Origin of the sequence: Mesorhizobium sp. B1-1-6 (assembly GCF_006443035.1) — a bacterium.
In the GTDB taxonomy this organism is placed as follows: Bacteria; Pseudomonadota; Alphaproteobacteria; order Rhizobiales; family Rhizobiaceae; genus Mesorhizobium.
Genome location: NZ_VFWR01000015.1, coordinates 1 through 11,220 on the forward strand (window position 1 = coordinate 1; position 11,220 = coordinate 11,220).

At 61.5% G+C, this 11,220-nt stretch carries 9 protein-coding genes and 1 pseudogene; 6 read left to right on the forward strand and 4 right to left on the reverse strand.

Features of this window, described 5'->3' with window-relative positions:
• Window positions 1–1,748: hydantoinase/oxoprolinase family protein (locus tag FJ979_RS25915; RefSeq protein WP_140584223.1), on the forward strand; the 1,748-nt coding region annotated here is incomplete at its 5' end.
• Between the two features lie 64 nt (window positions 1,749–1,812).
• Here FJ979_RS25915 and FJ979_RS33160 read toward each other — a convergent pair.
• The 3 genes and pseudogenes from FJ979_RS33160 to FJ979_RS25930 all read right to left on the reverse strand — a co-directional run.
• Window positions 1,813–2,068: pseudogene (locus FJ979_RS33160) on the reverse strand (zinc-binding dehydrogenase); the annotation flags it as partial.
• Window positions 2,069–2,142: 74 nt separating this feature from the next.
• Window positions 2,143–3,198, reverse strand: coding sequence for a hybrid-cluster NAD(P)-dependent oxidoreductase (locus FJ979_RS25925; RefSeq protein ID WP_181181814.1), 1,056 nt, complete (start codon window positions 3,196–3,198; stop codon window positions 2,143–2,145).
• 89 nt (window positions 3,199–3,287) lie between these two features.
• Window positions 3,288–4,145 carry a LysR family transcriptional regulator gene (locus FJ979_RS25930; RefSeq protein ID WP_140584225.1) on the reverse strand — a complete coding sequence of 286 codons (858 nt, stop codon included), beginning with the start codon at window positions 4,143–4,145 and terminating at the stop codon, window positions 3,288–3,290.
• 124 nt (window positions 4,146–4,269) lie between these two features.
• Between FJ979_RS25930 and FJ979_RS25935 the strand changes: the two genes are divergently transcribed.
• From FJ979_RS25935 to FJ979_RS25955, 5 genes are all read left to right on the forward strand, one after another.
• Window positions 4,270–5,352, forward strand: coding sequence for an amidohydrolase family protein (locus FJ979_RS25935; RefSeq protein ID WP_140521568.1), 1,083 nt, complete (start codon window positions 4,270–4,272; stop codon window positions 5,350–5,352).
• A 9-nt stretch (window positions 5,353–5,361) separates the two neighbouring features.
• The gene (locus tag FJ979_RS25940; RefSeq protein WP_140584226.1) at window positions 5,362–5,715 is read left to right on the forward strand and encodes a Rieske (2Fe-2S) protein; all 354 of its coding nucleotides are present in this window, start codon (window positions 5,362–5,364) and stop codon (window positions 5,713–5,715) included.
• Window positions 5,716–5,835: 120 nt separating this feature from the next.
• Complete coding sequence (locus FJ979_RS25945; RefSeq protein WP_140577957.1) at window positions 5,836–6,849, forward strand: glycine betaine ABC transporter substrate-binding protein; 1,014 nt, start codon at window positions 5,836–5,838, stop codon at window positions 6,847–6,849.
• 125 nt (window positions 6,850–6,974) lie between these two features.
• Window positions 6,975–8,066: a betaine/proline/choline family ABC transporter ATP-binding protein gene (locus FJ979_RS25950; protein ID WP_224519145.1), complete on the forward strand. Its 1,092-nt coding sequence runs from the start codon at window positions 6,975–6,977 to the stop codon at window positions 8,064–8,066.
• On the forward strand, window positions 8,053–9,579 hold the full coding sequence (locus tag FJ979_RS25955; RefSeq protein WP_210241484.1) for an ABC transporter permease subunit: 1,527 nt from the start codon (window positions 8,053–8,055) through the stop codon (window positions 9,577–9,579). The genes FJ979_RS25950 and FJ979_RS25955 overlap by 14 nt, the downstream gene beginning before the upstream one ends.
• 80 nt (window positions 9,580–9,659) lie before the next feature.
• Here FJ979_RS25955 and FJ979_RS25960 read toward each other — a convergent pair whose 3' ends face one another.
• The gene (locus FJ979_RS25960) at window positions 9,660–11,216 is read right to left on the reverse strand and encodes a trimethylamine methyltransferase family protein (RefSeq protein ID WP_246675965.1); all 1,557 of its coding nucleotides are present in this window, start codon (window positions 11,214–11,216) and stop codon (window positions 9,660–9,662) included.
• Between the last annotated feature and the right edge of the window lie 4 nt (window positions 11,217–11,220).

Genomic DNA, 11,220 nt, shown 5'->3' on the forward strand with positions numbered 1-11,220 from the left:
CGCTGGTGATGATCGGCTTCACTGAAGCCGACCTTGCCCGGAACGGATTGTCAAAAGCCCTCGGCTCCGATCCCGTGATCTTTTGCCCGGGCGGACATGACGTCCACGGAGATCCGCGTGAGCTGGTGCTCGACGCTCTCGTGGCTGCGCTGCCGTTTCTCGCCGACACAGTTTCAGGCGTCGCCGTGGCCTCCTATTTTGCCGTTCGCAATCCCGAACACGAAATCGCGGTACGTGACGTCATCCGCGAGCGCACCGGGCTCCCGGTGACCTGTTCGCATGAATTGTCGTCGAAACTCGGCGGCCCGCGTCGGGCGCTGACCACGCTTCTCAACGCCCGGTTGATCTCGATGATCGATCGCCTTGTCGACGCCACCGAGAGCTTTCTGGCAAGACGCGGGATCGTCGCTCCGCTCATGGTCGTGCGCGGCGACGGCGCGCTCATTACCGCAGAATTCGCCCGCGCTCGGCCAATCGAGACCATTCTGTCAGGACCAGCGGCAAGCCTGGTGGGGGCGCGGTACATGACCGGCATCGATGATGCGGTGGTGTCCGACATCGGCGGCACCACCACCGACATCGCAGTTCTGGACGGCGGCCGCCTGCGGCTCGATCCGGAAGGCGCCACCGTCGGCGGAATGCGAACCATGGTGGAAGCCGTCGCCATGCGCACCTTTGGCCTTGGTGGGGATTCGGAAGTTTCGCTTCATGAGCAGTCGTTGGCTTCGACGATCGTGCTCGGGCCCCGGCGGCTGGTACCGCTCGCGCTCGCTGCGGTGAAACACGGCGATGCCATATACCAAGGTCTCAAGCGGCAATTGCTCAGTCCCAACACCAGCCGGCTGGACGGCCGCTTCGCATTGCGCACAGGTGTGCCCGAACGTCTAGCCGCAGGCCTGACGGTTACCGAGACGCGGCTCTATGCTGACATTTCGGCAATTCCCGCCGCGCTCGACCGGTTGCTCGTATCGACGTCACAGGTCGCGACGCTCAATCGCCTCGTCGCACGTGGCCTGGTGCATATCGTCGGCTTCACGCCATCCGATGCAGCCCATGTGCTCGGCCGGCAAGGGAACTGGGATCCTGTCGCGGCTCGACTGGGCGCCGAATTGTTCTCACGCAAGCGCGACGGCCAGGGGCATCGTGTCGCCAAAGGCGCAGAAGCGTTTTCCGAGATGGTTCTTGCCGCCGTCACCCGGCGTTCTGCCGAAGTAATTCTTGAATCGGTATTTGCCGAGGACGGGCTGGAGGGCGGCGTCTCCGTTGCCAACCCGCTGGTTCAGCGGGCGGTTGGCGGGCGAGGCGGCATGGCGCGGCTGTCGATCGCGCTCGACCGGCCGGTGATCGGCCTCGGGGCGTCGGCTTCGCTGCACTTTGCCGGGCTGCCGCAATTGATCGGCAATGAATGCAGCATTGCCGAACACGCCGATGTCGCAAATGCGTTGGGCGCCGTGGTTGGACAGGTGCGAATGTCAGCGGAAGCGCGCGTCAGCCAACCGGAGATCGGGCTTTTCCGTCTCAATTCCGGCGAGCGGCTGGACGACTATGACACCGAGGACGAGGCGATGGCCGCAGCCGAAGCCCACATTCGAGTCTTGGCGGCAGGTCTTGCCGAGCGCGCCGGGGCCGATCAGGCTCGGATCGAGATCGCACGCGACATAAGAGTTGCTACAATCGAAGGCGAGCGCAGTTTCGTGGAAGCCATCGTCGTCGCGACAGCCACCGGGCGGCCGCGAATCGCGTCGTGACATGCACGCGTTGTTGTGGTGGAGCGTTGTCGAGTGACAATGCTCTGACAGTATTTTTTCCTGAGGCGGCGATCGCCTCGTCGAGATCGCGACCTTGCCAATGTTCATCCGCAGCCGCCCATTCCGCACCTGCTGGACGATCTCGCTCAACTGGCCACGACCGGACTCGACGACGAAATCGACCGCCAAGCCATCCGCGGGCTGCGCCTCGGCTGGTCCGACGACGGTCACCAGCATACCTCGCCCCGGATCAGGGCTGCAGACCGCTTCTGGATGTCGCCACCGATGACGTCGAACACCAGATCGATGCTGCCGACGTCTTATCGGTGCCTTCCACGACAATATCGGCACTGAATTGCTTTGTGATTTGCACGGCCGCGGTGTGCGCCTGCAGTTACAAGTCTATCGACACCGCTCCCATGGGATGAGTGCAGCAGGCGAGCACATATCCGGCGTCCTTCTCCTGTGCGCTGAGTCCGCCGAAATCAGCCATTTCCACGTCGCCGCTGACCTTCAGCACACGACAGGTCCCACAAATCCCTTGCTGGCAAGCGCTTGGCAGGTACAGACCAACGCTTCGAGCGATTTCGAGCAGGGTCTGTGTCGAACGGCATTGGTGGGTGACACCTGTGCGAGCAAAACGCACGGAAGCGGCCTGGGCTGTTTGCAACACCGGTGCAGGCTTCAGCAGGCCGCCAAAGCTCTCCTCATGGTACCGACCAGGATCCAAGCCGATGCTGTTGAGGGCGTTCCGGACTGCGTTCATGTAAGGCTCGGGCCCACAGGCATAAACGGTGCGCTCCCTAATGTCGGGAGCAAACTTCAGCAACATGGACCCACCAACCAATCCAGTTGGACCGGCCCAATTATGCACAGCTTCGGCGCAGACGACATGGACGTGAAAATTGCGATGGTCCCGTGCCAGGTTGTCAAGCTCGTCACCGAAGATGATGTCCTTCGGCGAGCGTGCGCTATGAATGAAGCAGACATCCTTGTCGGAGCCACTGTCGGCGAGCGTACGCAGCATCGACATCACCGGTGTTATGCCGCTGCCGCCGGAGAGGAAAAGCGGCCGGTCGCTCCGCAGGTCATCCCAGTTGAAGCTGCCGGACGGGCCGTCGATCTCTATTTCGCTTCCCTGTTCGAGATTGTCATGCAGCCAATTGGAAGCGAGGCCGCCGGGGACGCGCTTGACGGTTATCCTGAGGTCTCCCACCCGGGTTGGCGGCGAAGAGATCGAGTAAGTTCGGACGGCCGGAGCGCCGTCGATCACGAGGTTCAGAGTGATAAACTGCCCGGCTTTGAACTGGCCGGCCTGCCCGCGCTTTGGACAAAAGACGAAGGTCTTCACGTCGTGCGTCTCCTGAACGATGCCGCGACAGATCAGCGTGTGACGTCCGCTGACGCGGTCGGATCGGCAGGAGGGAGCGAAAGAAACGAGGGCGTTCATCATCTGGCTCCCATTAAGGGGCCAAGAATGCCAGCAGGCCTACGTTCGATACAGGAGGAACCTCAAGCATCTATGATCGACAATATCGATCAACCTTCCAGCGACATGACCGCAAGATGAAGCGCGCGAATGCCTTTCTTTATGTTTGGCTCATGCCGGCGTCGCGCGAGAATTGCGGTGTAGACGGGCTGATGCAGAGTTGGAGCACCTTCCACAATGTGGGAGGGTTGCTCGGCGGCGAAGCGACGCGCACCGTCGGCGCGCATGTAGCAGGTGCCGCCTGCGCGCCTCAGCATATTGTCGGCCAGCGTTTCGGAGCCCATCGAAAGCCGGCACGCAGTCAGATTTGGCAACGCCTCGGCATGAGCCTTCTCGAGCGCAACGGTGTAACCCGGCCGGATGTAATTGTCCGGGCTTACATCGCTAAGCCGGCGTGCCTTGGTCGAGACCATTGTATATTCCTCGACCATCAGTTGGTCATATGTGATCTCGGGCAGGTAGCGTGGAGCATAAACAACAGCAATATCGAGGTTTCCCAGGCTCAGATCAGATATCATCTGCGGCGAGTAGTCGGATTCGACATGGATCGAGGACCGCCGCAAGACTTGCAGCAGCATTTCCAACCAACCCGGCAGGATCGAGCGGGTCATTCCAACCTGGGCAGCGACCCGAAGGCTGCCTTCGAATCTGTTAAAGGCGCGCACGTCGTGACGGGCCTGGGACCAGGTCGACAGCATTGACCGCGCGTAAACCTCAAACCGCCGCCCTGCCGCGGTCGGCTCAGCACCGGCGCGGCCGCGATGGAAGAGTTCGGACCCCACGGCGGCCTCCAGGTTCTTGACACGAGTGCTGACCGTCGATTGCGTCAGTCCGAGGCGCTCCGCCGACCGGTTGAAGTTTCGCGATTCAATGATGTCGAGAAACGTCTCTATTTGTTCCAACTGCATAGGCGAGCCATCGATTTTTGCGATCGTATCTAGCTGTTCATACGCTTGATCCGTGCACTATCAAAGCGGAAGTTCGGTGCAGAAGCCACGGTCTGTGACGGCCGCATCAAAGGAAGAGGGAAAAGTGTTCATAGTCGATTGCGATTGCCACAACTATTGGTCCAACGCGACGGTGCTGGAGCCCTACCTGTCCGGTGTCTGGAAAGACATGTTCATCGAGGGCGAGAAGACCGGCCCGGTCGGCGCTTTTCCGCACGGCCATCGCCCCTGGTTTCATCCGCAGGATTTCTCCCGCAAGGATGTGCGACCGAAGGTGGAGGCGGACAACTACCTGATCATGAAGGAGAAGCACCTCGATAAATACAATGTCGGAGTGGCAATCCTAACTGGCGACGAGCCCATCGAAGCGTCGACACTGGCAAATCCCTATTACGCTAGCGCGCTGGTAAGCGCCTACAACGACTACCAGATCAATGAATGGCTGCCGAAAGACAGCCGCTTCATGGGCTCCATCATCATCGCACCGCAAGACCCGCGCCTTGCGGCGGCGGAGATCCGGCGCCTCGGCGCGCATCCCCGGATGGCGCAAGTTCTGGCCTCCCAAGGCTCTGTGCGGCCGTATGGCGACCCGTTCTATCACCCGATCTTCGAGGCCTGTGCCGAGGTCAGTTTGCCGTTCGCCATACATCTTGGTGGACATGGCGGCATCAACTGGAACGCTGTCGCGCCAGCGCCCACCACTTTCTTCTGGGAGACCCATGCGATCCTGCACATGTCGGCCATGTCGCATGTGGCAAGCATGATTGCCCATGGCGTTTTTGAGAAATGGCCGGACCTCTACTTCGTGATCATCGAGTGCGGCGTCGCCTGGGTCCCGTCGGTCCTGTGGCGCCTGGATGCCGACTACAAAGCACTGCGAAAAGAGACGCCATGGCTGAAAATGCTGCCGTCGGAATATTGCCGGCGTAACATACGTTTCTCCACCCAACCGCTGGAGCAGCCTTCGAATGTCAACCACCTCTGGGCGATCCTGGAGGCCATGGACGGGGAGCACACGCTGCTGTTTGCGTCCGACTACCCCCATTGGGACTACGATGACGTCAACACTTTGCACATCCCGCCGGAATGGCGCCGCAAGGTGCTCGGCCAGAATGCGCTAGACGTTTACAAGCGCATTCCCCGCCCGCAAGCCGCTGCTGCAGCGTGACGACCTGACATGGCTGAGAAGACGTATATTTGTCGCGCCGACGAGATCCAGGTCGGAACGCCGTTCATCGCCAAGGTGCGCAGCCTGTCGATCGGCGTGTTCCGGATCGGCGATAGTTTCCATGCGCTGCTGAATGTATGCCCGCATCGAGGGGCCCCCCTTTGTGAGGGACCGAAATGCGGAACGACTGCTCCCGTCGAGCGAGCCGAATTCATCTATCACCGTGAGAATGAAATCGTTCGCTGTGCCTGGCATGGGTGGGAATTCGACATCAGGTCGGGCGCAGCATTGGTCAACCCGTCCGTTCGCGCGAGGACGTTCCCAGTCTCCGTCGAGGCAGGGAGCATATACGTGACGGCCTGAGCATGGAGACACCCTCTGCCTACAGAGCGGGTATCGGAATCTCAACGACCGCCTTATGCGCTTCATCGTTTTTGCTAATGCGGCACAATTTGGGATGGATTGCCTGCACGTTTCGCTAACTTGACCAATAAGCTGAGAAAAATCAGCGCAACTCAACTGGGGAACGATATGAAAAACCGACTTCTTGCACCATCTCTCGGCGTTCTATTGTTGGCGCCGGTATCGTCGGCGTTCGGTGCAGACGTGACTATGCCGGATCCAAACTATGCTACCGCAACGGCGGTCATGAACGTCATCAAGAACGCGGCCGAACAGGAGCTTGGGCTCGACGTTTCCACCGTCACCACCACCGCAGTCCCAGTCATTTGGGAAGCCATGGATCGCAACAAAGGGGAGGTCGACATCTGGCCAGATGTCTGGCTGCCGAACCAGCAGGGCCTGGTAGACAAATATGTCAAAAGCGCCGGCACGGTGAAACTCGCGCAGAACGGCTACGAAGCCAAGCAAGGCTACTGCGTCACCCAGGTCACGATCGACAAATATGGCATCAAGGATGTCGCGGATCTCACCAATCCGGACAACGCCAAGATCTTCGATACCAATGGCGACGGCAAGGGGGAAATCTGGATCGGCGCGTCAGGCTGGCAGTCGACAAACATCGAAAAGGTGCGGGCCCGCGACTATGGATTCGCCGATTTCTTCGATCTCCAGGTGACCGACGAAGCGGTGGCCGCGGCATCGCTCGACCGGGCCGCGAAGGCAGACAAGCCATGGGTCGGCTACTGCTACGGCCCACACCAGAATTTCGCCCGCTACAAGCTTGCCTTTCTCACCGAACCGAAACACGACCCAGCCAAGTTCATGATGCTGCAGCCGAGCGAGGATCCTCAATGGTTCGAAAAATCGAAAGTGTCGTCGGCATATGCTGACACCACCGTGCACATCGCCTATGCTGGTTCGCTGGCCCAGCGGCAACCGGAACTGACCGCCGCTTTGGATCGGATTACTTTCAATCCGGACGACATCAGCAAATGGGCCTATGCAATCATCGTCGACAAGAAGCCGGCAGGCGATGTGGCGAAGGAATGGATCAAAGCCCACCCCGACGACGTGGCGAAGTGGTTCGGTCATTGAAGGCCAGGGCCGGCATTGCAGGCTCTGAACCGGCCTGCACTGTTGCCCGGCCGCTCAAATCCGTGATCGGACGGGAGCGGTAGCCGGTGGACACCGCACCGATCATTGCGCCGGGAGGACCCGGCCTGGCGGACCGCGGAGACGCGGCAAGCCACGGTGCCGCCATCATTTTGAAGGGCGTCTGGAAAATCTTTGGCGCCCGCGCGCCAGTGGCGATGATGGCGATTTTGCGCGACCGCCTGGACAAGGACGAAGTGGCCAGGCGCTTCGGATGTGTCGTGGGCGTCGCCAACGTCAACATTTCGGTTCGGCCGGGTGAAATCTTCTGCGTCATGGGCCTGTCGGGCAGTGGCAAATCGACATTGATCCGCCATATAAACCGCCTGCTCGAGCCGTCCGCCGGCGAGATTTTCGTCGACGGTGAAAACGTCATGGCCAAGTCGCCCGCTGAGTTGAGGGCATTGCGGTCTCGCAGGATCGCCATGGTGTTCCAGAGCTTCGGTCTGCTTCCGCATCGCACCGTACGCGACAACGTCGCGCTCCCGCTGGAGATCCAAGCCGCGACCAAGCAGCGGAGATTTGACGCGGCCGAGGCGGCACTTGCCAAGGTGAACCTGTCGGGCTGGGGGGATCGCTACTGCCATGAGCTCTCGGGCGGCATGCAGCAGCGCGTCGGCCTCGCCCGCGCTTTGGCTGCCGATCCAGCGATCCTGCTCATGGACGAGCCATTCAGCGCGCTCGATCCCTTGATAAGGCGGCAACTTCAAGACGAGTTCCTGGCCCTCTCGCGCTCGATGGGAAAGACAGTGATCTTCATCACCCATGACCTCGACGAGGCGATCCGGATCGGCGATCGCATCGCGATCATGAAAGATGGCGTCATCGTCCAGACCGACACGCCCGAGGAGATCGTCACATCTCCGAAGCACGACTATGTCGCGAAATTCGTCGCCGACATCTCGCGCCTGAAGGTGATCACCGCCGGGCGCATCATGGAGTCGGTCGAGAGTTTCAAGAGCCGGTCTCATCCGGAATTGGACGTCGAGCGGTTGCGCAGGGTGGATTCTCGAGAATCCCTGGCCGAACTCGTCGAACTCGCGGCACGGGATGCCGCACCGCTTGCTGTGACAGATCCCGGTGGGTCTGTCGTCGGCATCGTCGACAGGCAGATCCTGCTCCACGGTCTGCGAAAGGGCGAAATCCGTGAACGCCCATGATCCTGTCGCTGTGCAATCGATAGAGCACGCCCAAGCGGCAGAGGAAGGACTCGTACGAGAATTCGTCCTCCGCAACCCCGATTACTATATCGATGTGTTCGCCCGCATCCGGCGGGCTTCCGGTGCCGTCTGGCCGTTCAACCTGGCGGCCGCGCTGCTTGGACCGGTGTGGGCCGCTGCCCGAGGCATCACACTTCTGTTCTGGCTCATCTTCTTCCTGGAGACGCTTGCGGTGGTTCAGATCGGCGTCGGCGCGGCTGGCAACCTCGGCGCCGGGGAGCAAGCACGCGCCGAACGCGTCACCAAGCAGGCACAGGTGCGCGCGGAACAGGCAAAGGCCGCCGAGGCAGCGGGGGCGGACAATGCAGCTGGCCTGAAATCATCAGCGGCCGCTCTGGAGAAAGCTGCCAACACGGCCAGAATGCGGGCCGACGCCGCAAAAGCGAAGGCGCCGGTTGTAATTGGGTCCGGCATTGTCACTTTGCTCTTCGCCAGGTTGATCGCCGGTTTCCTCGCCAACCGGATGCTGGAGCGGCGCTTCGCGCGCTGGCGTTCGAACCCGACGCTTCAGCGCGGGCTCAATCATCCGCTGGCGCTATGCGCCCTTGCCTTCTGCATCGCAGCCTATGGGCTTTCGGTCTATCGCTTCGCCGCGCCGACACCAGCCGTCTGGCTGACTGCCGCGCCCTCGAATCGCGAGTGGCAGGCCGCGTTGTCATCGGGTCTGGACAGCCTGATGGGAGCGGTGTCGCATCTCGGGGAGGGCTTTTTCGGCGGCATCACAGGCGCAATATCGTTGGTGCTCGATGTCTTGGCCTATGGACTGACGGGCATGCCCTGGCCAGTGACGATGGCGATCATTCTAGCCCTGGCCTGGCAACTGGCGGGGCCGCGCGTAGCCATCTTCACCGCGGCTGCGCTCGCCTATCTTGCCGTGCTTGGCTTTTGGGAAAAGAGCCTGGAAACAGTCGCCCTGTTGGGCACATCGGCCATTATCTGCCTCGCGATAGGAATTCCGCTTGGGATATGGTGCGGACGCCGACCGCGCGTCTATGCCGCCGTGCGACCGGTGCTCGACTTCATGCAGACCATGCCGGCATTCGTCTATTTGATCCCGGTGATCGCATTATTCGGCATCGGCAAGCCGCCCGGCGTCATCGCCACGTTGATTTTCGGTACGCCGCCAGTGGTGCGCCTGACCGCGCTCGGCTTGCAGGGCGTCCCGCCGGCCATTAGAGAGGCCGCGCAAGCCTATGGTGCAACAAGATGGTTTCTCCTGACCCGGGTCGATCTCCCGCTAGCGATGCCTTCCATCATGGCCGGCATAAACCAGACCATTTTGATGTGCCTTTCAATGGTGGTCATCGCTTCCCTGATCGGCGCCAAAGGGTTGGGAGAAGATGTCCTCAATGCGCTTCAATACGCAGCTGTCGGGCAGGGACTGCTTGCGGGCTTCGCCATACTTCTCTGCGCCATGATCATCGACCGTATCGTGCAAGGACGAACCAGATAAAGCCGTTTGGGAACGATCTTCTCGCGGAGCTCGGCCGGTCAACATTCCACGAACGGGCCATCAAAGATGCGGTACCGGCTCTAGAAATAAGCCTGGTCCGGCTCGCTGGCCTTGCGGTTGGCGATGAAGGCCTGGAGCGCTTCGTCGATCGCCGGATCGAGCCCCGGATCCTGGTAGTCGTCGAGCAGCCTCTTCCATTGCCGGTTGGCGCGTTGCGCGGCGTCGAGCCGGCCGTCCTCGTTCCATTGCTCGAAGGAATTGTTGTCGCTGCTGGTGGAGCGATAGAAGGCCGAGAGGAAATTGGACTGCGTATGCGCACTGCCCAGGAAATGCGATCCCGGCCCGACCGCTTCGATCGCCTCCATCGCCTGCGCATTGAGCGACAGATCGATGCCTTCGAACAGGCTGGCGACCTTGCCGCAGAGATCGGCGTCGATGACCGTCTTTTCGAAACCGGTGACCAGTCCGCCCTCGAGCCAGCCGGTGGCGTGGTTGATCACGTTGGCGCCGGCAAACATCGACATCAATATGCCCCATGTCGCTTCCTGCTCGGCCTGTGCGTCGGGAAGCTTTGAGGCCGACAGCGAACCGACGGTGTGGAACGGAACGCCGACGCGACGCGCCAACTGCCCGCAGGCGAGCACCATCTTGCCCGCTTCCGGCGTCCCGAAGGTCGGCGCTCCACTCTGCATCGAGATCGTGCTGGCAAAGCTTCCCATCAGGCAGGGCGCGCCGGGGTTGATCAGCTGTACGAGGCTGAGACAGGCGAGCGCCTCGGCCAGCACCTGCGCCAGCGTGCCGGCGACCGTGCACGGGCTCATCGCGCCGGCCAGCGTCCATGGCGTGCAGGCGACCGGCTGGTTGTTGCGGGCGCAGACCTTCAGCGAACCCGACATGTTGGCGTCGAGCACCAGCGGCGCATTGGTGTTGGAGACGTTGTAGAGCACAGCGTTGTGGGCGACGAACTCCTCGCCGAAGACGATCTTGGCCATGTCAACCGCGTCCTGCGCTCGCCTCGACCCGATGAACGCGCCCATGAAGGCACGGTCCGAATGGCGGATGTGGGTGTAGAGCATGTCGAGATGACGCTTGTTGGCCGGCAGGTCGACAGGCTCGCAAACGACGCCGCCCGAATGATGCAGATGCGGGATCATCTGATGGATCTTCACCAGATCGCGGAAGTCCGCGATCGTGGCGTAGCGCCGTCCGCGATCGAGATCGTGGACGAAGGGCGGCCCCCACGACGGACACAGCACGGTGTTGTCGCCGCCGATCACCACCGTGTTGGCCGGGTTGCGGGCGTGCTGCTTGAATTGCGAAGGCGCGGTGGCGCGGACGATCTTGCGGCACATGCCGGGCTCGAAGCGGACTCTGGTGCCCTGCACGTCGGCGCCCGCATCGCGAAAAATGTCGAGGATCTCGGGATCGTCATGGAACTCCATGCCGACCTCCTTGAGCAGCCGGTCGGCGTTCGCCTCGATCAGGCTCAGGCCTTCTTCGTCGAGGATATTGAACGTGCCGATCCGCCGGCTGATGTAGGGACGCCGCGGCGCCTGCTGGGCCAGGCGCTGGCCCTGTCTTCCGGCCCGGCCTCCGCTTCGTGGCGCTGGAGCGTCGATCATCGCGTCCTTGTCCATTGTC

Excerpts from the sequence above, each read along its gene's own strand:
- FJ979_RS25925 (WP_181181814.1), bottom strand. The coding sequence starts at position 3,198 with ATGAACGCCCTCGTTTCTTTCGCTCCCTCCTGCCGATCCGACCGCGTC.
- FJ979_RS25940 (WP_140584226.1), top strand. The coding sequence starts at position 5,362 with ATGGCTGAGAAGACGTATATTTGTCGCGCCGACGAGATCCAGGTCGGA.
- FJ979_RS25930 (WP_140584225.1), bottom strand. The coding sequence starts at position 4,145 with ATGCAGTTGGAACAAATAGAGACGTTTCTCGACATCATTGAATCGCGA.
- FJ979_RS25960 (WP_246675965.1), bottom strand. The coding sequence starts at position 11,216 with ATGGACAAGGACGCGATGATCGACGCTCCAGCGCCACGAAGCGGAGGC.